26 protein-coding genes are annotated in these 25,288 nt (G+C 71.1%); 13 read left to right on the forward strand and 13 right to left on the reverse strand.

From position 1 onward, the window contains the following. Positions 1–31: 31 nt before the first annotated feature. From OG247_RS16375 to clpS, 5 genes are all read right to left on the reverse strand, one after another. The gene (locus tag OG247_RS16375; protein ID WP_323182362.1) at positions 32–139 is read right to left on the reverse strand and encodes a putative leader peptide; all 108 of its coding nucleotides are present in this window, start codon (positions 137–139) and stop codon (positions 32–34) included. Positions 140–238: 99 nt separating this feature from the next. Beyond that, the gene (locus OG247_RS16380) at positions 239–661 is read right to left on the reverse strand and encodes a M67 family metallopeptidase (RefSeq protein ID WP_327252951.1); all 423 of its coding nucleotides are present in this window, start codon (positions 659–661) and stop codon (positions 239–241) included. 100 nt (positions 662–761) lie between these two features. Next, a complete protein-coding gene (locus OG247_RS16385; RefSeq protein ID WP_327252952.1) occupies positions 762–2,183 on the reverse strand; it encodes an amino acid permease in 1,422 nt (473 codons plus the stop codon). A 366-nt stretch (positions 2,184–2,549) separates the two neighbouring features. Continuing rightward, a complete protein-coding gene (locus tag OG247_RS16390; protein WP_327252953.1) occupies positions 2,550–3,164 on the reverse strand; it encodes a DUF2017 domain-containing protein in 615 nt (204 codons plus the stop codon). After that, a complete protein-coding gene (gene clpS / locus OG247_RS16395) occupies positions 3,164–3,478 on the reverse strand; it encodes an ATP-dependent Clp protease adapter ClpS (RefSeq protein ID WP_254383268.1) in 315 nt (104 codons plus the stop codon). Before clpS ends, OG247_RS16390 begins: the two co-directional genes overlap by 1 nt. Positions 3,479–3,559: 81 nt before the next feature. On the opposite strand from clpS, the gene OG247_RS16400 reads away from it, so the two are divergent. Both OG247_RS16400 and OG247_RS16405 read left to right on the forward strand, forming a co-directional pair. Then, entirely contained in the window at positions 3,560–4,888 is a 1,329-nt protein-coding gene (locus tag OG247_RS16400; RefSeq protein ID WP_327252954.1) for a nicotinate phosphoribosyltransferase, read from the forward strand. 257 nt (positions 4,889–5,145) lie between these two features. Next, positions 5,146–5,745 (forward strand): nicotinamidase, encoded by a 600-nt coding sequence (locus tag OG247_RS16405; protein ID WP_327252955.1) that lies wholly within the window; start codon positions 5,146–5,148, stop codon positions 5,743–5,745. Between the two features lie 70 nt (positions 5,746–5,815). Here OG247_RS16405 and OG247_RS16410 read toward each other — a convergent pair whose 3' ends face one another. Further along, positions 5,816–6,151 (reverse strand): hypothetical protein, encoded by a 336-nt coding sequence (locus OG247_RS16410; protein ID WP_327252956.1) that lies wholly within the window; start codon positions 6,149–6,151, stop codon positions 5,816–5,818. 111 nt (positions 6,152–6,262) lie between these two features. Beyond that, entirely contained in the window at positions 6,263–8,668 is a 2,406-nt protein-coding gene (locus OG247_RS16415) for an immune inhibitor A domain-containing protein (RefSeq protein WP_327252957.1), read from the reverse strand. A 526-nt stretch (positions 8,669–9,194) separates the two neighbouring features. Between OG247_RS16415 and OG247_RS16420 the strand changes: the two genes are divergently transcribed. After that, positions 9,195–9,494 (forward strand): hypothetical protein, encoded by a 300-nt coding sequence (locus OG247_RS16420; RefSeq protein WP_327252958.1) that lies wholly within the window; start codon positions 9,195–9,197, stop codon positions 9,492–9,494. A gap of 98 nt (positions 9,495–9,592) precedes the next feature. Here the strand turns inward: OG247_RS16420 and OG247_RS16425 are convergent, their stop codons facing one another. Both OG247_RS16425 and OG247_RS16430 read right to left on the reverse strand, forming a co-directional pair. Next, a complete protein-coding gene (locus OG247_RS16425) occupies positions 9,593–10,366 on the reverse strand; it encodes an RDD family protein (protein WP_327252959.1) in 774 nt (257 codons plus the stop codon). 123 nt (positions 10,367–10,489) lie between these two features. Continuing rightward, positions 10,490–11,974: an RDD family protein gene (locus OG247_RS16430; RefSeq protein ID WP_327252960.1), complete on the reverse strand. Its 1,485-nt coding sequence runs from the start codon at positions 11,972–11,974 to the stop codon at positions 10,490–10,492. A 297-nt stretch (positions 11,975–12,271) separates the two neighbouring features. Here OG247_RS16430 and OG247_RS16435 point away from each other — a divergent pair, with 297 nt between their 5' ends. Then, positions 12,272–12,751 (forward strand): SsgA family sporulation/cell division regulator, encoded by a 480-nt coding sequence (locus tag OG247_RS16435; protein ID WP_327252961.1) that lies wholly within the window; start codon positions 12,272–12,274, stop codon positions 12,749–12,751. A 1-nt stretch (position 12,752) separates the two neighbouring features. Here OG247_RS16435 and OG247_RS16440 read toward each other — a convergent pair whose 3' ends face one another. Beyond that, complete coding sequence (locus OG247_RS16440; protein ID WP_327252962.1) at positions 12,753–14,204, reverse strand: FAD-binding oxidoreductase; 1,452 nt, start codon at positions 14,202–14,204, stop codon at positions 12,753–12,755. A gap of 96 nt (positions 14,205–14,300) precedes the next feature. Here OG247_RS16440 and OG247_RS16445 point away from each other — a divergent pair, with 96 nt between their 5' ends. Continuing rightward, on the forward strand, positions 14,301–15,791 hold the full coding sequence (locus OG247_RS16445) for a tetratricopeptide repeat protein (RefSeq protein WP_327252963.1): 1,491 nt from the start codon (positions 14,301–14,303) through the stop codon (positions 15,789–15,791). A 95-nt stretch (positions 15,792–15,886) separates the two neighbouring features. On the opposite strand, the gene hppD is transcribed toward OG247_RS16445, so the two are convergent. Continuing rightward, complete coding sequence (hppD, locus tag OG247_RS16450; RefSeq protein WP_327252964.1) at positions 15,887–17,038, reverse strand: 4-hydroxyphenylpyruvate dioxygenase; 1,152 nt, start codon at positions 17,036–17,038, stop codon at positions 15,887–15,889. Between the two features lie 133 nt (positions 17,039–17,171). Between hppD and OG247_RS16455 the strand changes: the two genes are divergently transcribed. The 8 genes from OG247_RS16455 (at position 17,172) to OG247_RS16490 (ending at position 23,770) form a co-directional block, all read left to right on the forward strand. Then, positions 17,172–17,642 (forward strand): Lrp/AsnC family transcriptional regulator, encoded by a 471-nt coding sequence (locus OG247_RS16455; protein WP_327252965.1) that lies wholly within the window; start codon positions 17,172–17,174, stop codon positions 17,640–17,642. Between the two features lie 40 nt (positions 17,643–17,682). Continuing rightward, on the forward strand, positions 17,683–18,330 hold the full coding sequence (locus OG247_RS16460; protein ID WP_327252966.1) for an ABC transporter permease: 648 nt from the start codon (positions 17,683–17,685) through the stop codon (positions 18,328–18,330). 73 nt (positions 18,331–18,403) lie between these two features. After that, positions 18,404–19,615 (forward strand): betaine/proline/choline family ABC transporter ATP-binding protein, encoded by a 1,212-nt coding sequence (locus OG247_RS16465; protein ID WP_327257492.1) that lies wholly within the window; start codon positions 18,404–18,406, stop codon positions 19,613–19,615. Further along, entirely contained in the window at positions 19,612–20,478 is an 867-nt protein-coding gene (locus OG247_RS16470) for an ABC transporter permease (protein ID WP_327252967.1), read from the forward strand. Before OG247_RS16465 ends, OG247_RS16470 begins: the two co-directional genes overlap by 4 nt. Continuing rightward, positions 20,479–21,471 carry a glycine betaine ABC transporter substrate-binding protein gene (locus OG247_RS16475; RefSeq protein WP_327252968.1) on the forward strand — a complete coding sequence of 331 codons (993 nt, stop codon included), beginning with the start codon at positions 20,479–20,481 and terminating at the stop codon, positions 21,469–21,471. 85 nt (positions 21,472–21,556) lie between these two features. Next, positions 21,557–22,168 carry a helix-turn-helix domain-containing protein gene (locus OG247_RS16480; protein WP_327252969.1) on the forward strand — a complete coding sequence of 204 codons (612 nt, stop codon included), beginning with the start codon at positions 21,557–21,559 and terminating at the stop codon, positions 22,166–22,168. A gap of 64 nt (positions 22,169–22,232) precedes the next feature. Beyond that, positions 22,233–22,478 carry a hypothetical protein gene (locus OG247_RS16485; protein WP_327252970.1) on the forward strand — a complete coding sequence of 82 codons (246 nt, stop codon included), beginning with the start codon at positions 22,233–22,235 and terminating at the stop codon, positions 22,476–22,478. Further along, entirely contained in the window at positions 22,475–23,770 is a 1,296-nt protein-coding gene (locus tag OG247_RS16490) for an MFS transporter (RefSeq protein WP_327252971.1), read from the forward strand. The genes OG247_RS16485 and OG247_RS16490 overlap by 4 nt, the downstream gene beginning before the upstream one ends. Here the strand turns inward: OG247_RS16490 and OG247_RS16495 are convergent. After that, positions 23,700–24,497: a YlbL family protein gene (locus OG247_RS16495; protein WP_327252972.1), complete on the reverse strand. Its 798-nt coding sequence runs from the start codon at positions 24,495–24,497 to the stop codon at positions 23,700–23,702. The genes OG247_RS16490 and OG247_RS16495 overlap by 71 nt on opposite strands. 95 nt (positions 24,498–24,592) lie before the next feature. Further along, a complete protein-coding gene (locus OG247_RS16500; RefSeq protein ID WP_054222485.1) occupies positions 24,593–25,234 on the reverse strand; it encodes an IclR family transcriptional regulator in 642 nt (213 codons plus the stop codon). Positions 25,235–25,288: the final 54 nt, after the last annotated feature.

Here is a 25,288-nt window from a genome sequence, read left to right on the forward strand (position 1 = left end):
GCGCGCGGCCCCGCGAGGGGGCCGGTGGGGCTCAGGCGGCAGTACAGATGGCGCTGGCGAGGCGGCACAGGTCGACGTGCAGCCGCGCCACAAGCAGCAGCCTGCCGGGCGTCTCGATGCTCACGTCGTGGGAAACCATGCGGTCATGTTAACGATTCCCGGGGCCTGGTTTGGAGTGTGATCCCGCATCGTGGACGGATATCGCTCACATACTGAGAAGTAGCCCTGTGCCGGTGCCTCAGTAGGCCGCTACGACCTGCACTTCTTCCTCGGTGATCACGCCTTCCACGATCCGGTACGACCGGAACTGGAACTCCCCGAGGCCGTCCTCGTCGGCCGTCGAGACCAGCACGTAGTGCGCGCCGGGCTCGTTCGCGTACGTGACGTCCGTGCGCGAGGGGTAGGCCTCGGTCGCGGTGTGCGAGTGGTAGACGACGACGGGTTCCTCGTCCCGGTCGTCCAGTTCGCGGTAGAGCTTCAGCAGGTCCTTCGAGTCGAACTCGTAGAACGTGGGCGAACGGGCCGCGTTCAGCATCGGGACGAACCGCTCCGGACGGTCGGTGCCCGCCGGGCCGGCCACCACGCCGCAGGCCTCGTCGGGGTGGTCCTGGCGGGCGTGCGCGACGATCTGGTCGTACAGGGCCTGGGTGATGGTCAGCATGAGCGACAGGATAAGCAGACGGGCCCTCCCGTACCGAGGACTGGTACGGGAGGGCCCGGATGATGGACACGGCCCCCTGTGTGCAGGGCCTTACGAGGCCTTACGAGGCCTTGGTGAAGGCCGCGGCGCGCGGGTCGCGGGACTTCATCACCAGGTAGGAGACGCCCAGCAGCAGACCCCACAGCGGGGCGCAGTAGAGCGAGACCCGGGCGTCCTTGTCGACGCCCATCATCACGATGACCATGCCGATGAAGGCCAGGGCGAAGTAGCTCGTGTACGGGGCGCCGGGGGCGCGGAACGGGGACTTCGGCAGGTCGCCGCGGTCGGAGGCGGCGCGGTAGCGGATCTGGCAGACCAGGATCATGATCCAGGCCCACATGCCGGAGATGGTGGCGAAGGAGACGACGTAGTCGAAGGCCTTGCCGGGGGCCACGTAGTTGATCCAGACGCCGACCAGCATCAGGGCCGCCGAGAAGGTGGTGCCGATCAGCGGGGTGCCGCTCTTGGTGAGCTTGGTGAAGAACTTCGGGCCCTGGCCGTTGAGGGCGAGGTCGCGCAGCATGCGGCCGGTGGAGTACATGCCCGAGTTGCAGGAGGACAGGGCCGCGGTCAGGACGACGAAGTTGACGATGGCGGCGCCGACGCCGAGGCCCATCTTCTCGAAGGCGGCGACGAAGGGGCTGACGCCGGGCTGGAACTCGCGCCACGGGACGACCGACAGGATCATGATCAGCGCGCCGACGTAGAAGACGGCGATGCGCCACGGCACGGTGTTGATGGCCTTGGGCAGGGTCTTCTCGGGGTCCTTGGACTCGCCGGCGGTGACGCCGACCAGCTCGACGGCGAGGAAGGCGAACATCACGATCTGCAGGGTCATCAGCGTGCCGCCGAGGCCCTTGGGGAAGAAGCCGCCGTCGTTCCACAGGTTGGAGACGGTGGCGGTGTCCGCGGCGTCGGAGAAGCCGATGGTGAGGATGCCGGCGCAGATCAGGATCATGCCGACGATGGCGGTGACCTTGACCATGGAGAACCAGAACTCCAGCTCGCCGAAGAGCTTCACGGAGATCAGGTTGGCGCCGTAGAGGATGACGGTGAAGATCAGCGCGTACGCCCATTGCGGGAAGCTGTCATGGGTCCAGTACGACATGTACTGCGCCGCGGCGGTGACTTCGGTGATGCCGGTGACCACCCAGAAGAGCCAGTAGGTCCAGCCGGTCACGTAACCCCAGAAGGGGCCGAGGAACTCCCGGGCGTAGTCCGAGAAGGAGCCGGACACCGGGCGGTACATGAGCAGTTCGCCCAGGGCCCGCATGATGAAGAAGATGACCAGGCCCGCGATGGCGTAGGCCAGGATCAGGCTGGGTCCGGCCTTCGAGATGGCCTTGCCGGCGCCCAGGAAGAGGCCGGTGCCGATGGCGCCGCCGATCGCGATCATCTGGATCTGGCGGGCGCCGAGTGCGCGGTGGTAACCGTCGCCCTCGCCTGCGTCGTGCTGCTGCTCGTCGACCTGTACGGAGGTCATGTCTTGGTGCGCCTTTCTCCACGCCGACCCGCGCCACGACTGGCAGCGGATCGGGTCCTCGATCCCCCCGGATACGGATGGAGTTGCACGCCGGCGGTCAGCCGGTTCAAGCAGCCGGGGGGCATGGGTGGCGCCCCGTCGGCGGTCGTGAAGATTTATCACGTGCTTATGGGTGCATGAGGGAAGAAAATGTGACGCAGGGCATAAAAAAATCAGGACAGAGGTCCTGAAATGGATCAGATCACCACAGGGTGGTGATCTGATCGTTATCCGGATTTGAGGGTCCGCTGAGCGAACGGCCGACCCACTTGAGGATCTTCAGAGGGTTCCTCGGGAGGTCGCTCGGGACGTTGCTCGGGAGGTTCCTCAGAGGGTCTCGGTGAGCGTCTCGATGAGGGTCTCCTGGAGACCGCCGAGCCAGAGGTACGCCATCACCATCGGCTTGCGCGGATCGTCGTCCGGGAGGCGGAACAGCACCGCGCTCTCGTCGTCCTCCGTGATGTCGAGGCGGGCCGCGATGGTGAGCCGCAGGTCGTTCAGGGCCCCCAGCCAGCGCAGCCGCAGCTCCCCGTCGACTTCCAGGACGGCCGCCCCGTCGCTCGCCGGGCTCAGCCCGTCCAGGCTCCGTACGACGGCCAGCGCGTCCTCCCGCTTGCGGGTGCGCAGGTCGTTCTCGGTGAAGCGGCGGAACTCGGCCGAGTGGGCCCGCAGCTCCTCCGCGTCGGCGTTGGCAGGGGTCTCCGGGCCGCCGTAGGCGTCGGGGAAGAGCCGGGCCAGGGCCGGGTCGGAGGGGGGCTCGGTCGGGCCGTCGGAGGCGGCGAAGAGTGCGGCCAGCGGGTCGGCGTCCGGATCGGGCTCCGGCTCGCCGGGGCCGATGAGCTCCAGCAGCTGCACGGCCAGGGAGCGCAGGATCGAGATCTCGATCTCGTCCAGCGCGATGGCGGCCCCGCCGGCCTTCAGGGGCTCGAACACGCCGCCCATCAGTTGCGGTCCTGGGACATGGTCGCCCAGAGGCCGTAGCCGTGCATGGCCTGCACGTCCCGTTCCATCTCCTCGCGGCTGCCGCTGGAGACGACCGCCCGACCCTTGTGGTGGACGTCCATCATCAGCTTGTTCGCCTTGTCCTTGGAATAGCCGAAGTACGCCTGGAACACGTACGTCACGTAGCTCATGAGGTTGACCGGGTCGTTGTGCACCAGGGTCACCCAGGGGACGTCGGGTTCGGGGACCGCGAAGGTCTCTTCGGCCGATTCGGTGCGTTCGATCTCAACAGGAGCAACACTCACTTGTCCCATGCTGCCACTGACGGGGGCCCGTCGCACAAACGGGCCCCTACATCTCGTCACTTTGACGAGATGTGCGCTAGCATCCGTCGCATGAACCCTGCGGACCTGGGCCTGCCGGTGGACGTGCCGTCGACAGCGCTCTTCACGGACCATTACGAGCTCACGATGTTGCAGGCCGCGCTGGCCAACGGCACGGCCGACCGCCGCTCGGTCTTCGAGGTGTTCACCCGCCGGCTCCCCGAGGGGCGCCGCTACGGGGTGATCGCGGGGACCGGCCGGGTGCTCGACGCGGTGGAGAACTTCCGCTTCGACGGCGCCGTACTGGAGTTCCTGCGCGAGCGGAACGTCGTCGACGCCCGCACCCTCGACTGGCTCGCCTCCTACCGCTTCTCCGGCGACGTCTGGGGCTACCCGGAGGGCGAGGTCTACTTCCCCGGCTCCCCGGTCCTGCGCGTCGAGGGCAGCTTCGCCGAGTGCGTGCTGCTGGAGACCGTGATCCTGTCGATCCTCAACCACGACTCCGCGATCGCCGCGGCCGCCTCCCGGATGGCCACGGCCGCGGGCGGCCGGCCGCTGGTCGAGATGGGCGCCCGGCGCACGCACGAACTGGCGGCCGTCGCCTCGGCGCGCGCCGCGTACGTCGGCGGTTTCACCTCCACCTCGGACCTCGCGGCCGGCTTCCGGTACGGGATCCCCACCGTCGGCACCAGCGCGCACGCCTTCACCCTGCTGCACGACAGCGAGCGGGACGCCTTCACCGCCCAGGTCGCCTCGCTGGGCAGCTCCACCACGCTGCTGGTGGACACCTACGACGTGGCGGAGGCGGTCCGGACGGCCGTGGAGGTGGCCGGGACGGACCTCGGCGCCGTCCGGATCGACTCCGGGGACCTGCTGCTGGTCGCGCACCGGGTGCGGCAGCAGCTCGACGAGCTGGGGGCGACCGCGACGAAGATCGTGGTGACCTCGGACCTCGACGAGTACGCGATCGCCTCGCTGGCGGCCGCGCCGGTGGACGCGTACGGGGTCGGCACCCAGCTGGTGACGGGCAGCGGGCACCCGACGTGCTCGATGGTCTACAAGCTGGTGGCGCGGGCGGCCTCGGCCGATCCGAAGGCGCCGCTTGTGTCGGTGGCGAAGAAGTCATCGGGCGGCAAGACCTCCGTCGGCGGGCGCAAGTGGGCGGCCCGGCGGGTCGACTCCGAGGGGGTCGCGGAAGCGGAGGTCCTCGGGACCGGGCCGGTGCCGGCGGCGCTGGCGGACAAGCAGCTCCTGGTGGAGCTGGTCAAGGGCGGCGAGGTCGTGGCCCGCGAGTCCCTGGAGACGGCCCGCGACCGCCACCGCGAGGTCCTGGCGGGTCTCCCGCTCTCGGCGACTCAGCTGTCACGGGGCGAGGCCGTGATCCCGACGGAGTACGCGTAACGCCTAGGGGGCCGGCCCTGCGGGGCTTGTCCCCCACCCGCCCTTCCACCGTTCCCTGGACTCCGCCCAGACCCGGTCCTCAAACGCCGGACGGGCTGGAAAATCCAGCCCCGCCGGCGTTTGAGGCGCGGGGTGCGGGGCGGAGCCCCGCGAAAGGGGGCTGGGGGCGGAGCCCCCAGTTTCGGGAAGGGGCGGGGTGGGGGAAGAGCCCCCGCAGGGTCCCCGCCCACCACACACCAAGCCGAAGGGCACCGGACATGCACCGCGCACTGATCGTCGTCGACGTACAGAACGACTTCTGCGAGGGCGGCAGCCTCGCGGTCACCGGCGGAGCCGACATCGCCGCCGCCATCACCGAGCTCATCGGCCAGGCCACCGCCGGCTACCGGCACGTCGTCGCCACCCGCGACCACCACATCGACCCCGGGTCCCACTTCGCGCACCCCCCGGCCCAGCCGGACTACGAGACCTCCTGGCCGGTGCACTGCGTCGCCGGGACCGAGGGCGTGGGCTTCCACCCGAACTTCGCGCCCGCCGTCGCCTCGGGGGCCGTGGCCGCCGTCTTCGACAAGGGCGCGTACGAAGCGGCGTACAGCGGGTTCGAAGGCGCGGACGAGAACGGCCGCGGGCTCACGGAGTGGCTGCGCGACCGGCAGGTCACCGAGGTCGACGTGGTCGGGATCGCCACCGACCACTGCGTCAAGGCCACCGCCCTGGACGCGGCCCGCGCGGGGTTCCGTACGCACGTGCTGCTGGACCTGACGGCCGGAGTGGCCCCGCACACCACGACCCGTGCGCTGGCCGAGCTCCGGGAAGCCGGCGTGGAGCTGAGCGGGACCCCGGTGGTGGCCGGCTGACACCGGGACATCGGCGGGGGCCCGGCAGGACGCCTGCGGGGCGCCTGCGGGGCCGCTCGGCCCTGCCCGGTCAGCCCAGCAGGGCCCTGATCGGGTGCCACAGCTCCGCCGCCCGGTCCGGCGCGCAGCGCCAGAGCAGGCCGTCGGGGTGGTGCAGGACGGCCGTGATCTCGTCCGGGGTGGGCGGCTGGGCGTTGCCGCGCAGGTAGACGGCGCGCAGTCCGAGGTTCCGCAGCCTGGTCAGGGCGCGGGCCCGGTTCACCGCGTGCACCAGCACGCGGACGTTTCCACCTTCGGCTCCGCCTTCGATGCCGCCCTCGACGGCACCTTCCACGGACGGTCTGGGCAGCGTGAGCGCGACGACCACGCTGCCGCCTGGCAATCGGACGAAACCTCCACCGGGCATGTCTTCATCTCCCCCGTCAATAAGAAACTCAGCTCACGCATCTAAACGCGAACGGCCGCCGCCCGCTAGAGGGCGACGGCCGATCATGCTTTGACCTGCGGTTTTACCGAATTACTTAACGGACGGACCGACCTCGACCGTCATGACGAGACCGTCGTAGGTCTCCTTCACGATCTTGATCTTGGTGTTGGTGTCAGTGGTCTTCACCGAGCCGGTCGGGTTCTCGTCGTAGAAGTACTTGCCCTTGTGGTCGTCGAAGACGAGCTGCGCGGGCTTGGGCTTCAGGAAGAGCTCCTGGCCGTTCTTGTGCAGGGTGATCGCGTCCGTCTTGTACGCGCTGAAAGCGGCGTCGTACGGCTGGATCTTGTTGCGCAGCAGGGTGCCGTCCGACCACTTCATCGGCTTGGCGTTGGCGTCGATCGGAAGGATCAGACCGGCGCCGGGGTGCTGGCTGGTGTTGTTGTCCTTCTGGGAGGTGTCCCACTGCCAGATCAGGAGACCGTCCTGGTAGGCGTAGTGCTCGACCCAGTTCGGCTTCGTGTTGGCGAAGCCGAAGTTGTACGGACCGACCTTGAGGGTCTTGTCGTACGAGACGTAGCGGCGGTTCTCGGCCAGGTAGTACTGGGCGTACTCCTTGGTGAAGCCGGCGCCGACGCGGGAGAAGCCCTTGCCGGTCCAGCCGTTGTCGCCGTTCTCGGCACCGTCGGTGAACAGCGTGGAGCCGTCCGCCGTGATGCCGATCGCGTCGCCCGTGAAGCCCTTGCCGCCCGCGCCGCCGTCGGTCTGGTAGCGGAAGCGGAGGTCGACCTTCTTGCCCGCGTAGGCGTTCAGCGAGTAGTTCAGGTTCTTCCAGCTGCCCGAGACGCCGGTGAGCGACGGGCTGTTGGAAGCGTCGACCGGGATGGCCACGCCGTCGGCGGTGCCGGCGAGCGCGGTCCAGGTGGCGCCACCGTCGGTGGAGACCTCGGTGTACAGGAAGTCGTACTCCGCCTCGATGTCCCACCAGCCCTTGAGGGACAGGGCCGCGGAGGACTTGCCGGTCAGGTCGACCGAGCGGGTGAGGGTGTTCTTGAGGTCGTCACCCATGTTGCTCCACCACTGCGAAGCACCCTCGGCGGGAGCGACGATGTCGGTGGTGACCTTCTTCTTGGGAAGGTCGACGAGGAGCGCCTGCTTGTCCTTGGTGTTGTACTCCGAGACGCCCAGCTTGTGGGTGGACTTCGTCGCGGCCTTGGCCTTGTCGTAGTTCAGCCAGCCCAGCTGGAACTTGTCCCAGGCGGTCATGTCGCCCGGGAGGTCGCCTATGGAGTCCTTGCCGTTGCCGAGCCAGGAGCCGGCCGACATCAGGGACCAGAAGCCGACCGAGTTCTCGCCGCCACCGGAGGTGTCGTAGAGGTCGGGCAGGCCCAGGTCGTGGCCGTACTCGTGCGCGAAGACGCCGAGGCCGCCGTTCTCGGGCTGCATCGTGTAGTCGCCGACCCAGATGCCGGTGTTGCCGATCTGGGTGCCGCCGGCCTTGTTGTTCGCGGGGCCGTTCTTGCCGGCCTCGGTCCCGTAGGCGTACCAGCGGTGGGCCCACAGAGCGTTGGTGCCCTGCACGCCGCCGCCGGCCGACTCGTCCTCGCCCGCGTGGACGATCTGGAAGTGGTCGATGTAGCCGTCGGGCTCGTTGAAGTTGCCGTCGCCGTCGAAGTCGTAGCGGTCCCAGAGGTCGTACTGGGCCATCTGCGCCTTGATCTGGGCGTCGGTCTTGCCGGCCTTCTTCTGGGCCTCGGCCCAGGCGGTCACGCCGTCCTTGACCGTGTCCCAGACGTTGGCGCAGTTGCTCTGGCCGCAGTAGTTCGAGCCGTAACGGGCCTCGTTGTACGGGACCTTGACCCAGTCGGCGACCTCGCCCTCGACCGAGTAACGGCCCGAGGAGGTCTTCTCGTAGTAGGTCTTCAGCGAGTTCTTGCCCTTGCCGGTACCGAAGTACAGGTCCTGGAAGTACGCGCGGTTGAAGTCCTTGCGCCACGCCGTGCTGTTGTTCACCGCACGGTCGGGCTGGGCGATCTGGTTGTGCATCGGGCCCGGGTTGCCGCCGTACTTGGGCACGGCCGGCTTGGGACCGGGGCCGTCCGGGTCGAACGTGGTGGTGTTGTCCACCTGGTCGCCGAAGTCGACGAGGATCGTGAAGATCTTGTCGGTCTTCTCGCGGCCGAGCTCGACGTACTTCTTGTCGTCGAGCTTGACGACCTTGGAGGCGCCCCGCTGCTCGACGCCCTTCTTGCCGCTCAGCACCTGCTCCAGGGCAGCCTTGCGGGCCTGCTCCTGCTGCTTGCTGAACGGGCCTTCGAGGTTGTGCTTGACCTGCTCCTTCGAAGGAGCGGTCGGGTCCTGGCGGTCCGCGGCAGACACCTTCGCACCCGGGTCTGCCGTGGCCATCGTGAAGGCGGCGCCGGTGGCCGCCGTCGCTGCCAGGGTCACGCCGATTGCGGCGGCGCGCAGCGCTCGTCTTCTGGCCGAGTTGCTGGTCACTTGATGTCGTTCCCCTCCCGCGGCCGCGAAGTGGTGCGGAACTTCTCCGTAGGAGTGGGGGGTTCCGTGCGGCGCGCGTCTCAAGTGACGACATTTGACCGGAGAGTCGCAAGAAAAGACAGACCTTGACTTGTTCCTTACAACTGCACTATGCGGTCATCGAGTTCCGCTATTCGGACGTTCCGCGGTCATAGCGGACGAACCGTACTTCTGGACCGGCATCGCACTCCGCGCCGGACCCGCCCCGGACTCGCACCGTACTGGTGCCGGACTCGCGGTGGACCCGCGGTGGACCCCCGCTGGACTGCCATCGAACCCCACCCGCCCCATCCGCCCCATCCGCCCCTCCCCGCCCCCCGCACCCCAGGGGTGCTCCCCGTGCGCCCCCCGTGCTCCGCTGCTTCCCGTCGCATGAGTGAGGTCACGCTTACCGACAGTTCCGCTCGGGCATCCACCGTCGTAGAGTCACTCGACGCCAGACCTGGTCGAGCCGAGTCCCCCTCCCGCTTCGAGGACGGAAATCGCCATGCCGCGTCCGACTGCCGCACAGCTCGCCTACGGGTCCGCCACCGTCATCGTGTCGACGATCGCCATGCTGCTGCTCTCGCAGACGAGTACGGGACTCGGCGTCGCGGTCATCTCCGCCGCCGCCCTCGCCCTCGGGCTCCTGGTCGCACTCACCGTGCCGCTCCCGCGCCGGCGCGGGCGGCACGCGGCGACCCGCACGAGGACCGCATCGCCGGTGCCCGACACCCTGCCACAGGACGTTGCGGCGGGCGCCCCCGCCCCGGCCCCGGCCCCGGCGGAACACCCCGTGCACCACTGACCGGACGCCACCGGCCCGCCCCCAAACCACGGCACGGCACACCGCGGCGGGCGGCCTCCCCCGTGGGGAGACCGCCCGCGCGTTCGGACCGGGTACCTCTAGGTGGCCTGGACCACCACGGTCTTGGCGACCTTGTCGTGCAGACCCTGCTTGTAGGGCTTGTCGACGAGCATCGAGATGACGAGCGCGATCGGCCACAGGCAGAAGCAGCAGATCAGCGTCGGCAGCCAGAGCACGGCCGACCGGCTGAGAGCGGCGTTGGACTGCGGGACGCTGCCGTCGTTGAGCATCGCGACGCGCAGGCCCATCCACTTCTTGCCGAGGGTCTGGCCGTTCTTCTTGACGAACCACCAGTCGTAACCGACGTAGGCGACGATCGAGATCAGCGTCATGACCAGACCGCTGCCGCTGTAGGACTTGGTGATGACCTCGGTGACGTCCTCGCCCTGGTTCGTGTCGACCGTGTAGCGGTTGCGGTCACCGGCGAACAGCTGGATGACGAACAGCGGGACGGCGATGATCAGCAGATCGATGACGCGGGCGGCGAGCCGCTTGCCGAAGTCGGCGAGCGGCGGCATCCCGGCGAGCGGGTCGGGCATGCCGTAGCCGCCACCACCGCCGTACGGGTCGCCACCGCCCGCGCCTCCGTACGGGGGCGGCGGGGGCGGGTAGCCCCCTCCCCCGGGCGGGGGCGGCGGCGGATAGCCCCCTCCGCCCCCGGTCGGGGGCGGAGGGGGGAAACCTCCGCCGGCGCCCGCGGGCGGTGAGCCGTACGGCGAACCACCCGACGGCGGAGGCGTCGGTTCCTGGGGCTTCTTGAGGAACGGGTCGTCCTCGGGCGGCTGGCCCGGCGGCGGCTGGTCGGTGCTCATGGCCCGAGTCGAACCCGGCTCGGAGCGGCCCGCAACGGGAACGCGTCCATTCGGGGGACGAGCGGGCGGGAGACCCGCCCAGGTCCTGTCGTCACACTCCCGTCTGCCTCGCGACGCCTGGCCCTAGCGGGCCACGTACGTCCCTGCGGCCCGGTCGTGGAGGGTCCGGCGCCGTCTGCGGTCCGCGAGGGCCCACAGGGCCCCCGGGAGGCCCAGGAGGGCGTACACGAGCCAGCGGCGCAGTGCCGCGCCGAAGCGGGGCGGGCGCAGCGTGGCGGTGGCCAGGACCCGTACGCCGAGCAGCTTCTTGCCCGGGGTGCGGCCCCAACGGGCCGTGGGCAGGGCTTCGTAGAAGACGCCGAAGAGGAGGACGGCGCCCAGTACGAGGCCCAGCGAGCCCGCGGTGGTCCCGTCGAGCAGCCACACGGTGGTGGTCCGGCCGCCCGCCCGGGCGGCGTCCACCTTGGCCTGGAGGTGCGCGGTCGCCGCGGGCACGAGGGGCAGCGCCACCCCGGTCGCGACGGCGGCGTACACGAGGGAGTCCAGCAGCCGGGCCGTCCCGCGCCGCACGAGCCCGGCGGGGCGCACGGCCCGCTCCGCCATCCGCTCGAACACCGCGCGGCCGGTCCCCGCGGGTCGCTCCGCGCGGTTCGGGGTCTCTACGGGGGCCGCGCGCCGGGCGGACTCCGCCGCGACGGCCGGGGCCGGGGCGGCGGGGGCCGAGGCGGGGGCGGGGCGCTCCGCGGAGGGTGCGCGCTCCGCCGGCGCCGCGTCCGGGAGCGGCGCGGCCGGGGCGGCGGGCCGCGCGGGCTCCTGAGCGGCGGCGCGGGCGGCGGCCGCGGCCGCCGCCGCGCCGGCCGGGGAGGGCGCCGACAGGATGCCGAGGCCGCCCGGGGCGGCGGAGCCGGACACCTGCGCGGGCAGGGCGGCCGAAGCGGGGGCCGGTGCCGAGCGGTGGGCCTGGGCCGGGGCATGCGCCTGCGCCTGGGCCTGCACCGGGCGGGGAGCGGGGGCCGGTACCGGCGGGCGGGCCAGGGAGATCCCGCCGGGGCGGGCGGCCGCTGCCTCCTCGTGGCCCCAGGACACCCGGTGGTCGCGCGGCCCGCCGAACCCGGCCTGGTGGAGCGGGTCGACCTGCCATCCCGCGGGCTCGGGGTCCGCGCCGGACTCGCCCCACGGCCCGGACTCGGCCCGGGGATCGGGCTCGCCCCACGCCCCGGCCTCCGCCCGGGGAGCGGGCTCCCGCCACGACTCGGGCTCCGCCCGGTGAGCGGGCTCGGACCAGGACCCGGACTCCGCCCGGGGAGCGGGCTCCGGCCAGGCCTCGGGCTCCCGCCGCGGCGCGGCCGGCTCCGGCCAGGCGTCGCGGGCCGGGTGCGGAGCCGGTTCCGGCCGGGGCTGCGGCCAGCGCTCCGGCTCGCGCAGCGCCTCGCTCATGCCCGTCTGGTCGAGGAACACGGGACCCGTCTCGTCGGCAGGGGCCGCGGGGCGGCTCGTACCGGGAACCCAGTTCAGGCCGTTCCAGAACCTGACGTACCCGGGGATGGACGGATCGGGGTAGTAGCCCTCGCGGGCCGCGTGCTCGCCGTCACCAGGGGAGGCCGTCAATGTCCCCAACTCCGATCGTGGCTTGAGGCTTCTTGCAGGGGTGGACCATAGCCAAGAACCGCCCCCCGACAGGTCCGGTAACGGGAGAATCCAAGCGTTCGGGCGAACCCTGGTGAACCCTGACGAGCGCGGCCCCGTACGGAAGATTTCGGTCAGCCGATTGATTTCGGCCAATCCTCGATGTGCCTCGCGAAGTCGCGTCATACCTGGGCACTTCGGCGCTCTCTGTGGGTGTGGGCCGGTCCTCCGGCCCCGCGCACCACGCGAACACGTACCCCGTACCGAAGTGAGGCCGCCATGCAGCACCCCGTCGTCGAGCGCGAGCTGGAACTGAAGCTGGTCCTGTCCCCCGAGCGCAGCGTCCCCGTCCCCGCCCGGCTGCTGTACCTGACGGACGACCCGTACGCCGTGCACATCACCTTCCACACCGGCTCCAGCACCCCGGTCAACTGGACCTTCGCCCGCGAGCTGCTGGTCGAGGGGGTGTTCCGCCCGTGCGGCCACGGCGACGTGCGGATCTGGCCCACGAAGGTCGGCCGGCAGGCCGTCCTGTGCATGGCGCTCAGCTCCCCCGACGGCGACGCCCTGCTGGAGGCCCCCGCCGTGTCGGTGTCGGCCTGGCTGGAGCGGACCCTGCGGATCGTGCCGCCCGGCACCGAGGCCGACCGGCTCGGCCTGGACGCGGCGCTGGCCGAGCTGCTCGCCCCGACGCCGGCCGACGAGCTGTGGATGCGCGACCCGTGGCCGTCGGACGAGTCGGCGGACGGGGAGCTGTGACTCAGAACAGCTTGCCCGGGTTGAGCAGTCCCTCCGGGTCGAAGGCGTGCTTGACGGCGCGCTGCATCTCCAGGCCCACCGGGCCGAGTTCGCGGGCGAGCCAGTCCTTCTTCAGGACGCCGACCCCGTGCTCCCCCGTGATGGTCCCGCCCAGTTCCAGCCCCAGCGCCATGATCTCCTCGAAGGACGCGCGGGCCCGCCGGGCCTCGTCCTCGTCGGCGGGGTCGAAGCAGACGATGGGGTGGGTGTTCCCGTCGCCCGCGTGCGCGCAGACCCCGATGAGCAGGTCGTGCGCACGGGCGATGGCGGCGGTCCCGTCCAGCATCTCGGCGAGCCGGGTGCGCGGTACGCACACGTCGTCGATCATCGTCGCGGGCCGCAGGGCCTCCAGGGCCGGCAGGGCCATCCGGCGGGCCTGGAGGAGCAGTTCGGACTCCGCCTCGTCCTCGGCCGGTACGACGGCGCTCGCCCCGGCGGCGGTGCACAGCGATCCCACGGCGGCCAGGTCCTCGGGCGCGTGCGGGGTGTCGAAGGCGGCGAGCAGCAGGGCCTCGGTGGTCTCGGGCAGGCCCATCTTGCCCAGCGCGTTCACGGCGCGGACGGTCGTACGGTCCATCAGTTCCAGCAGCGAGGGCGTCAGACCGGCCTCCATGACGGCGCAGACGGCCGCGCAGGCCGCCGCCGCGGAGGGGAACTCGGCGGCGAGCGCGAGCTGGCGGGGCGGGGCCGGGCGCAGGGCGAGGACGGCCCGGACGACGACGCCGAGGCTGCCTTCGGAGCCGACGAACAGGCGGGTGAGGTCGTACCCCGCGACGCCCTTGGCGGTGCGCCGGCCGGTCCGCAGGAGCCTGCCGTCGGCGAGGACCACGTCGAGGCCGAGGACGTACTCGGCGGTGACCCCGTACTTGACGCAGCACAGACCGCCGGCGGCGGTGCCGATGTTCCCGCCGATGGTGCACTGCTCCCAGCTGGAGGGGTCCGGCGGGTAGTGCAGTCCGCGCTCGGCTACGGCGCGCGAGAGGACGGCGTTGACGACGCCCGGTTCGACGACGGCGATCCGGTCGACGGTGTCGATCTCCAGGATCCGGTCCATCTTCACGAGGGAGAGCACGACGCAGCCGTCGGAGGCGTTGGCCGCGCCCGACAGGCCCGTACGGGCGCCCTGGGGGACCACGGGGACGCGGAGCGCGTGGGCGGTGCGCATGACGTGCCGGACCTGTTCGACGGTCCGGGGCAGGACCACGGCGGCCGGGGTGCCGGCGGCGCAGAAGCTCGCCATGTCGGTGGCGTAGGAGGCGGTCACCTGCGGGTCCGTCAGCAGGGCCTCGGGCGGGAGGCCCTCCAGGAGCAGCGCGTGGAGCCGCGGGGCGAGCGGGGCGTCCCGCGGGGCGCGGCTCGGGACGTGGCTCGGGACGTGGCTCGGGGCGGAAACGTCGTCAACTTCGTCAGCCATGGTGCCAGCGTGACAGTCGGGGCCATCGGTGTGAACACGCCCGCGACGCTCTTCGGACACCTCGGCGAGCTCTTCATATTGACGCACAGTGACTCCATGGACCCTATGCGCGACGCATCCGTCTCTCAGGAGAGGCAGCGGCAGGCTGCCCCGCCCGTGACCTTCACCGGCCGCAAGACGCTCGTGGCGGCGGCGGCCCTGGTGGTCCTGATCGCCGGGGCCCTGCTGATCCGGCCGGCCCGCTCGGGCGACGACGCGCGCCCGCCGGGGCCCAGCGAGCGGGCCCGCGCGGCGGTCGGCATGGGTGCGCCGGTGGCGGCGGTGGACCTGTCGGCGCTGGTCGCCGACCGGGAGAAGTGGGTCGCGGGGCACCCGGACGACGAGGCCTCGTGGGCGGTGCTGGGGTCGGCGTACCTGGAGCAGGCGCGGCGGACGGCCGATCCCGGCTGGTACCCGAAGGCGGAGGGGGCGCTGAAGCGCTCGCTGGAGCTGCGCCCGGCGGAGAAGGGCAACTTCGACGCGATGACGGGCATGGGCACCCTGGCCAACGCCCGGCGGGACTTCGGGACCGGGAAGAAGTGGGGCGAGCTCGTACGGGCGCAGGCGCCGAAGCGGTGGACGGCGTACCCGGTGCTCGTGGACGCGTACGGCGGTCTCGGGGACTACAAGGCCGCGGAGAAGGCGATGGAGAGCCTGGTGGACCTGCGGCCGGGACTGGCGGCCTTCATGAAGGCCTCGCAGGTGTACCGGGACCGGGGCTGGCGCGAGGACGCGACCATGTCCATGGAGCACGCGGGCGGCGCGGCGAAGGCCCCGGCGGAGAAGGCGTACGTGCTGTTCCGCCTCGGGGAGCTGGCGTGGGAGCGCGGCGACGACGCGGAGGCCCTGAAGCAGTACGAGGCCGCGCTGCGCACCGATCCGGCACAGGCCCAGGCGCTGGGCGGCCGGGCACGGGTGCTGGCGGCGCTGGGGCGGGGCGGGGAGGCCGTACGGGACTACCGGCTGGCGCTGGGGCGGGCCTCGGTGCCGGCGCTGTCGCTGGAGCTGGGCGAGCTGCTGGAGTCGCTGGGCCGGGGCGACGAGGCGAAGGCGGTGTACGACGGGATCGTGGCGCAGGCCGCCCGGAGCGGGGTGAACGAGGAGCTGCTCCTGGGCCGGTTCGAGGCGGACCACGGCGACCCGGCGGCGGCCGTACGGCGCCTCACGGCGGAGTGGGCCCGGCACAAGAGCGTGCAGGTGGCGGACGCGCTGGGCTGGGCGCTGCACAAGACGGGCGATGACGCGGGGGCGCTGGAGTACGCGAAGAAGGCCACGGAGCAGGGACTGCGGATCGCGGAGTTCTCGTACCACCGGGCGATGATCGAGCGCGGCCTGGGCGACGTGGCCGGGGCGCGGCGGCACCTGGAGGAGGCCCTGCGGACGAACCCGCGGTTCTCGCCGGTACGTGCCCCGCTGGCCAAGAAGGCCCTGGCGGCCATCGCCAAGCCCCCGGCGGGCGGCCCGGAAAACATGCAGCCCACCAAGCCGTGGGTGGCCCCGGAACTCCCGAAGGCGAAGCCGGTGCCCAAGCCGAAGCCGAAGCCGTAGGGGGCAGTCAGGCCGGAGCCGCTGCGCGGGGAGGGCCGGGGCGGAGCCCCGGGCGGCGGCGCCACGCCACCCGGGGCTCCGGTTCACGCAAGCCCTTAGAGGTTGCCCCGCTTCTCCTGCTCCCGCTCGATCGCCTCGAACAGGGCCTTGAAGTTGCCCTTGCCGAAGCCCATCGACCCGTGCCGCTCGATCATCTCGAAGAAGACCGTCGGGCGGTCCTGGACCGGCTTGGTGAAGATCTGCAGCAGGTAGCCGTCCTCGTCGCGGTCGACGAGGATCTTCAGCTCGCGCAGGGTCTCGACGGGGACGCGGGTCTCGCCCGCCCACTCGCCGAGGGTGTCGTAGTAGGAGTCCGGGGTGTTCAGGAACTCCACGCCGGCCGCCCGCATCGCCCGCACGGTGCGGACGATGTCGTTCGTCGCGAGCGCGATGTGCTGGACTCCGGCGCCGCCGTAGAACTCCAGGTACTCGTCGATCTGCGACTTCTTCTTCGCGATCGCCGGCTCGTTGATCGGGAACTTCACCTTCAGGGTGCCGTCCGCGACGACCTTCGACATCAGCGCCGAGTACTCGGTCGCGATGTCGTCGCCCACGAACTCCTTCATGTTCGTGAAGCCCATGACCTTGTTGTAGAACGCCACCCACTCGTTCATCCGGCCGAGCTCGACGTTGCCCACGCAGTGGTCGATGGCCTGGAAGGTGCGCTTGGCCGGGGGCTCGACCATGGGGGCGACGGAGACGAAGCCGGGCAGGTAGGGCCCGGTGTAGTCGCCGCGCTCGACCAGGGTGTGGCGGGTCTGGCCGTAGGTGGCGATCGCCGCCATCCGCACCGTGCCGTGCTCGTCGGTGAGCTCGTACGGCTCGTCGAGGCCGCGCGCACCGTGCTCGACGGCGTAGGCGTAGGCCGCCTTCACGTCGGGGACCTCGATCGCCAGGTCGACGACGCCGTCGCCGTGGTCGGCGACGTGCTCGGCGAGGAAGCGGCCGCGGTCGGTGGAGGCCTTGATGACCGAGGTGAGGACGAACCGAGCGGCGCCGTTGGTCAGGACGTAGCTGGCCGTCTCGCGCGTGCCGTTCTCCGGTCCGGAGTAGGCGACGAGCTTCATGCCGAAGGCGGTCGAGTAGTAGTGCGCGGCCTGCTTGGCGTTGCCTACGGCGAAGACGACCGCGTCCATGCCCTTGACCGGGAAGGGGTCGGCCTTGGCGGCGGTGGACGGTGCGGTGTCGAGCGGCTGGGTCTCAGTCATGACGGCAGAGTCCCGCCGTTCCACAAGCTGCGCAATAGTTTCCATTTCTCCTGTACAGACTGACCAGTCTCAGCGCACCATGGCTGGGATATCTGTGCACTATGACCACCGACCGACCGCCCGGGAGGCACCCATGGGAATCGACGAACTCGACGGCCGGCTCATCGTCCTGCTCGCCCGCGAGCCCCGGATCGGGGTCCTGGAGGCCTCGCGCCGGCTCGGCGTGGCGCGCGGTACGGCGCAGGCCCGGCTGGACCGGCTTCAGTCGAACGGAGTCATCCGGGGGTTCGGTCCGCAGGTGGATCCGGCGGCCTTGGGGTACCCGGTGACGGCCTTCGCCACGCTGGAGATCAAACAGGGCCAAGGCGCGGACGTACGGGCCCACTTGGACGGGGTTCCGGAGGTGCTGGAGCTGCACACGACGACCGGGCACGGGGACATGCTGTGCCGGCTCGTGGCCCGGTCCAACGCGGACCTTCAGCGGGTGATCGACCGAGTTGTCGCGTTTGATGGGATTGTTCGGGCTTCGACGGCGATTGTCATGGAGAATCCCGTACCCTTGCGGATCATCCCCCTGGTCGAACAGGCGGCCGAGGACGACTGACCCGACCGGCCTGCGGCAACGACGGACGAGGTGACGTGGCGTGAGCTTCTGGTCCTACCTGTCCAACCGCCACCAGCAGCTCCTCACCGACGCCTTCCAGCACGCCAGCGCCGTCTTCCAGTGCATGGTGATCGCGACCGCACTCGGCGTCGTCATCGGCGTCCTCACCTACCGCAGCGGCTGGGCCGGGAACCTCGCGGTCACCTCCACCTCCACGGTGCTGACCATCCCCTCCCTCGCCATGATCGGCCTGCTGATCCCGATCGTCGGCCTCGGCGTCGCGCCGACCGTGATCGCCCTGACGCTGTACGGACTGCTGCCCATCGTCCGCAACTCCATCGTGGGGCTGCGCGGGGTGGACCCCGCCCTGGTCGACGCCGCCAAGGGCATCGGGATGTCGCGCAGCGCCCAACTGCTGAAGGTGGAACTGCCGCTCGCCTGGCCGCCGATCCTGACCGGCATCCGGGTCTCCACCCAGATGCTGATGGGCATCGCGGCCATCGCCGCCTACGCCTCCGGGCCGGGCCTGGGCAACGAGATCTTCCGCGGGATCGCCTCGCTCGGCAGCGCCAACGCCATCAACCAGGTCCTGGCGGGGACGCTCGGCGTCGTCATCCTCGCCCTGCTCTTCGACGCCGCGTACGTCCTGCTCGGCCGTCTCACCATCCCGAGGGGAATCCGTGTCTGAGCCGACGCCCGCGCCGACGACCAGCCCGCAGCCGGCCGCGGACACGCAGCCGGCCGCCGCCTCCGGCGCCACCATCCAGCTGGAGAACCTCACCAAGCGCTACCCGGGCAACCCCAATCCCTCCGTCGACGACGTCTCGATGGAGATCAAGGCGGGCGAGCTGGTGGTCTTCGTCGGCCCCTCCGGCTGCGGGAAGTCCACCACCCTCAAGATGATCAACCGGCTGATCGAGCCCACCTCCGGCCGGATCCGCATCGGCGACGAGGACGTCACCGACATGGACCCGGTCAAACTCCGCCGCAAGATCGGGTACGCGATCCAGTCCTCCGGGCTCTTCCCGCACATGACGGTCGCCGAGAACATCGCCCTGGTCCCGAAGATGACCGGCTGGTCCAAGTCCCGCGTCAAGGACCGGGTGGAGGAAATGCTCGACCTGGTCGGCCTGGACCCGCGCGAGTTCCACGGCCGCTACCCGCGCCAGCTCTCCGGCGGCCAGCAGCAGCGCGTGGGCGTGGCCCGGGCCCTCGCCGCCGACCCGCCCGTCCTGCTGATGGACGAGCCCTTCGGCGCCGTCGACCCCATCACCCGCGACCACCTCCAGGACGAGCTGATCCGGCTCCAGCACGAGCTGCACAAGACGATCGTCTTCGTCACCCACGACTTCGACGAGGCCATCAAGCTGGGCGACCGGATCGCCGTCCTGCGCGAGCGCTCGCACATCGCGCAGTTCGACACCCCCGAGGCGATCCTCACCAACCCCGCCGACGACTTCGTCTCCGGGTTCGTCGGCGCCGGGGCCGCGCTCAAGCGGCTCAACCTCACCCGGGTGCGGGACGTGGAGATCGCCGAATTCCCGACCGTGTCCGTGGACGACCCGCTCCAGCAGATCTTCAACACCCTGCGCGCCGGCCAGGGCAACGAGCTCCTGATGCTGGACCGGCGCGGCCGCCCGTACAAATGGCTGCGCCGCGGCGACCTGATGCGCGCCAAGGGCTCCCTCGCCCGGGCCGGCCAGCTCGTGCACGACACGGTGACCCGGGACGCGACCCTGCACGACGCCCTGGAGGCCGTACTGACCGACAGCGGCGGCCGGGTGGCCGTCACCGGGCGGCGCGGCGAGTACATCGGCGTCGTGGACATGGAGACCCTGATGAACTCGGTGCACGAGATGCTGGAGGCCGACCGGCTGACGGCCGCCGAGCACGCGCACGACCTCGAGGAGCTGCGCCACCACCGCACCGAGCGGGACCTGGAGGGGCTCCGGGATCCCGCGGAGGGCTCATGAGCCCGCGGAACCCGGTCTCCCCCGAGCGCCCGCCCGGCGAGCACGAGCTGGGGGGCCACGTCTTCCGCGATCCGGAGGAGCCCGGGCCCGACGAGGAGGTCATGTCCTCCATCGCGCCGCCCCGCCCCGGGAGCCGGCTCACCTGGGCCCGGCTGGTGACCCTGCCCGTCGTGCTGGCGCTGGTGCTACTGGCCACGTACCTGTGGATCACCAACACCACCCTCGACACAATCGCCGAGAACTCCCTCAAGGACGGCAACGTCGAGCTCCGGCTGTGGCAGCACGTCCAGCTCACCGCGATCTCCACCTTCTGGGTGCTGATCATCGCGATCCCGCTCGGCATCGCCCTCACCCGCCGCGGTCTGCGCCGGGCCGCCCCACTGGTCACCGCCGTCGCCAACATCGGCCAGGCCACCCCGGCCATCGGACTGCTGGCCCTGCTGGTCATCTGGCTCGGCATCGGCCCCTCGACGGCGATCATCGGCATGGTCGCCTACGCCGTCCTGCCCGTGCTGTCCAACACCGTCGCGGGGCTGCGCGGGATCGACCCGCAGCTGGTGGAGGCCTCGCGCGGGATCGGCATGTCCGCCATGGGAACCCTGATGAAGGTCGAACTGCCGCTGGCCGTCCCGCTGATCCTGGCGGGCGTGCGGACGGCCCTCGTCCTCAACGTCGGCACCGCGACCCTGGCCACCTTCGGCGGCGGCGGGGGCCTGGGCGACCTGATCACCTCCGGGATCCAGACCCAGCGGATGCCGGTGCTGGTGCTGGGCTCGGTGCTGACGGTGGCACTGGCGCTGTTCGTGGACTGGCTGGCCTCCCTGGCCGAGACGGTCCTGACCCCGCGCGGGCTGGAGGCGTAGATGGACCGGCTCCCCCTCTCCGTACGGACGGCCGCGGCCTGCGCGGCCCTGCTGGCACTCGGACTGCCCCTCGCGGGCTGCGGGCTCAAGAGCGGGTCCCCGATGGTGGACGACGTCCTACCGGGCTCCGTGGGCCAGGGACAGCCCCTCAAGGGCGCCTCGCTCACGGTCACCTCGAAGAACTTCAGCGAGAACATCGTGCTCGGCCAGATGATCGGCCTGATCTTCAAGGCGGCCGGCGCGGAGGTGCTGGACCGCACCAACCTGCCCGGTTCCATCAGCGCCCGCGAGGCGATCATCCAGGGCGACGCGGACGCCATGTACGAGTACACGGGCACGGCGTGGATCACCTACCTGGGCAACGACAAGCCGATCGCCGACCCGTACGAGCAGTGGGAAGCGGTGCGGGACGCCGACGTGAAGAACGGCGTGGCATGGCTGCCGCCTTCCACGCTCAACAACACCTACACGCTCGCCATCAGCAAGAAGAACAACGCCAAGTACGGGCTGAAGACCATGTCGGACGTGGCGGCGCTGTCGCAGCGCGACCCCAAGGCGGTGACGGTCTGTGTGGAGAACGAGTTCGCCTCGCGGGAGGACGGGCTGCCGGGGATGGAGAAGGCGTACGGGATGAAGATCCCGGCGGGCAACGTCATGAAGATGGACGCCGGGATCATCTACACCCAGGTCTCCACGTCCGATTCCTGCCTGCTGGGCGAGGCCTTCACCACGGACGGCCGGATCAAGGCCATGGACCTGGACACCCTCGCCGACGACCGGCACTTCTTCCCCAACTACAACGCGGCACCGGAGCTGCACGCGAAGACGCTGGAGAAGTACCCGGAGATCGCGGGCCTCCTGGACCCCCTGTCGAAGCGGCTGACGACGGAGACGGCGCAGCGGCTCAACGCGCTGGTGGACGTGGACGGGCGGGATCCGCACGACGTGGCGAAGGAGTGGCTGGTGGCGGAGGGGTTCATCAAGGAGGGATGACCTCGTGACCACCCGCGAGGGGATGCAAAGAAGTACTTGCAAAGAAACCCTTGCATAGAGTTCTTTGCAACTCTACAGTTGAGGCATGCCCGAGAAGAACGCAGATTCTCAGAAGCCCCAGCCCCAAAAGCCTGCCGAGCCGCAGCTCCGCAAGCTCGACGCCCACTCCCTGCGCGGCCTGTCCCACCCGCTGCGCATCCGCCTGCTGGGCAACCTGCGCCTGCACGGGCCGGCCACCGCCTCGCAACTCGCGGAGCAGCTCGGGGAATCGAGCGGGGCCACCAGCTACCACCTGCGCCAGCTCGCCGCGTACGGGTTCGTCGAGGACGCCCCCGAGCACGGCAAGGGCCGCGAGCGCTGGTGGCAGCCGTCCCAGGACGGCACCATCTTCGACGAGGCGCTGGTCTACGACGCCGACCCGGCCACGCGCGGCGCCGCGGAGGTCTTCCTGGCGGAGATCGTGAAGATCCACGGACAGGAACTGTCCGCCTGGCTGGGCAACGCGCACACCTGGTCGGTGGAGTGGCACCGGAGTTCCGAGCTCAGCGACTTCTCCCTGCAGCTGACCCCCGCACAGAGCCACGAACTGGTCCTCAAGATGCACGAGCTGATCAACAGCTACCGCGACCTGCCGCCCTCGGAGAACACCGAGACGGTCCGGATCCACACGCACGCCTTCCCGGTCCGCACGAAGTAGCGCCCACGCGACCACACAGCACCCTCAGCACTCTCAGCACCCCTTTCGCAGAAGGAGCCCTGCCGTGCACGCCTTCAGCCATGCCCAGATCCATGCCGAGACCCACGCCACCCGCACCGCCGAGGCCGCCGCCTGGCGCCGTGCGCACGAGGCCGCACCCCACCTGTGCCGGCGCCCCGGCTTGGCCGTGCGCAACCGGGTCGGCGAGGCCCTGATCGCCGCCGGCATCCACCTCATACAGCCCGCCCACCTGCATGCGCGCATCATCCGCGGCGCTCACGGCCCCCGGCCGTACGGCGGCATCGCGTGAACCGTCGCCCCTTCACCGCCGTTCTGATCGCCAACACGATCTCGATAGCCGGGAGTTCGCTGTCGCTCATCGGCGTGCCCCTGTTCGTGCTCCAGACCACGGACAGCGCCGGCCGGGCCGGGATCGTCGCCTTCTGCGCGACCCTGCCCGTCGCGGTGGCCGCCCTCGTCGGGGGCCCGGTCATCGACCGGATCGGCCGCCGCCGGGTCTCCGCCGTCTCCGACCTGATCTGCGGACTGGCCGTGGGCGCGATCCCGCTGCTGCACCACACCGGGCTGCTGGAGTTCTGGATGCTGTGCGCGCTGATGGCCGTCGGCGGCCTCGTCCACACCCCCGGACTGACCGCGCGCTACGTCATGCTCCCCGATCTCGCCGAGCACGCCGGCACCACCGTCGCCCGCGCCGCCAGCCTCTACGACGCCGTCTCGCGCGGAGCCCGCATGATCGGGGCCGCGCTGGCCGGCGTACTGATCGCCACGGTCGGCGCCGAGTCGGTCCTGCTCCTCGACGCGGCCACCTTCGGTGCCTCCGCGCTGCTGGTCGCCGTGTTCCTGCGCGGGATACCGGCAGCCGAGCCGCAGCGCGCCGCCGGGAAGGTGTCGTTGGCCGGCTACCGGGCCGAACTCGCCGAGGGCTGGCGGTTCCTGACCCGGACCCGGCTGCTGCTGGGCGTCACCGTGATGGTGATGATGACCAACGGCCTCGACCAGGGCTGGTCCTCGGTCCTGCTGCCCGTGCACGGCCGCGAGGCCCTGGGTGGAGCCGCCGCGCTCGGCCTGATGATCGCCCTCTTCGGCGGGTTCGCGCTGCTGGGGGCCCTGTTCTACGGAGCCTGGGGCGAGCGGTTCCCCCGTAGGGCCGTGTTCGCCGCGGCGTTCCTGCTGGCCGGGGCCCCGCGGTACGTGGTCGCCGCCTTCACCGACACCCCGCTGCCGCTCGCGGTCACGATGGCGCTGTCCGGGCTGGGTGCGGGCATGCTCAACCCGATCCTGACCACCGTGACGCTGGAGAAGGTGCCCGACGCCCTGCGCAGCCGGGTCGCGGGCGTGACCACGGCCGGCTGCGAGCTGACGATGCCGCTGGGCGGGCTGGCCGCGGGCCTGCTGGTCGACGGCTTCGGGGTGACGAAGGCCCTGCTGGTGTTCGGCGGGGCGTACTTCCTCGCCACGCTCTCGCCCCTGCTGTTCCCCTCCTGGCGGAGCATGGAGGCGACCCCCCGGCTCAGCAGGACGGAACCGATTCGCCCTTCTGCAGAGCCCGCAGCGCGTTCACCGCATCCGTCAGCGAGGTGACGGGGACCAGCCGGAGCCCCTCGGGGAGTTCGGACGTGGCGTCCGAGCACTCCGCCGCCGGTACGAGGAACACGCTCGCCCCGTCGCGCCGCGCGGCCTGAGTCTTCAGGGCCACCCCGCCGACCGCGCCGACCTCGCCGTCCGCGCTGATGGTGCCCGTACCGGCGATGGTGTTGCCGCCGGTGAGATCGCCGCCGCTGCCGTTCCCGTCGAGTTTGTCCACGATGCCGAGGGAGAAGAGCAGTCCGGCGCTCGGACCGCCGACGTCGGCGAGGTTCAGCTCGACCTTCACGTCCTTCGGGTCCTTGCGGAGGTAGCCGAGGGCGGCCTCGGAGGCCGTCGACTGCGACTTGGTCATCTCCTCCAGGTTGTGCTCCTGGATCTCCTTGTCGCTTCCGCCCGACGGGTACACCGACTCCCTGGGCATGACCGCCCGGGTGGTGTCGAACCAGTCGCCGACCAGCTCGGGGAGGGTGACGGAGGTGGAGGGGCCGGTGGCCTGGATGGTGGTCATCCGCAGCTGGCCGGTGGTCTCGCGGGTGGGGGCCCCGGTGATCGAGATGACCTGCTTGCCGTCACGGGAGCCGAGCACGTCGGCCGTGAGGCCCGGCTGCGCGATCACGAAGGGCAGCGGTGCGAAGGCCGCGACGCCGAACAGCGCGAGTACGGGCACGGCGCAGACGGCGAGGGCGGCGGGACGCGGCAGGCGTGTGAGGCGAGAGAGCACCGGGCCAATCTAGCGCGGGTGCCCCCGAACGGGTCGAGCCGCGCCCCCTGCGGTCGGGGACGCGGCTCGGTGTCCGGATGTGCTGAGCTTGCGGCTCAGCGCAGGGCGTCGGCCACCTCGCGGGCGGCGTCCACCACGCGCGGGCCGACCCGCTCGGGCACGGCGTCGGCCAGCATGACGACGCCCACGCTGCCCTCCAGCCCGGTGATGCCCACGAGGGGCGCCGCGGCACCGCTGGCGCCCGCTTCGAGCTCACCGTGGGTCAGCGTGTACCCGGGCTCGATCAGCGTGCCCTGACGGGCGGCCAGGATGGCCCGGCCGGCTGCCCCGCGGTCCAGCGGATGCCGGAAGCCGGGCCGGTAGGCCACGTGGTAGTCGGTCCAGGTCGGCTCGACGACCGCCACGGCGAGCGCTTCGGTTCCGTCCACGAGGGTCAGGTGCGCGGTGGCGCCTATGTCCTCGGCGAGGGAGCGCAGCGCGGGCAGCGCCGCCTCGCGCACGAGCGGGTGCACCTGGCGGCCCAGGCGCAGCACTCCGAGCCCGACGCGGGCGCGGCCACCGAGGTCGCGGCGGACCAGGGCGTGCTGTTCGAGGGTGGCCAGGAGGCGGTAGACGACGGTGCGGTTCACACCGAGGCGGTTGGAGAGCTCGGTGACGGTCAGACCGTGGTCGGTGTCGGCGAGCAGTTTGAGAACTCGGAGTCCTCGGTCGAGAGTCTGGGAGGTTTCCGCGGTCACGACGCCTCTCCCTCTTTCGGTGGGCGGCGGTGACTCTCTGGGGATAGCGCCGCC

Source organism: Streptomyces sp. NBC_01244, assembly GCF_035987325.1.
GTDB lineage: Bacteria > Actinomycetota > Actinomycetes > Streptomycetales > Streptomycetaceae > Streptomyces.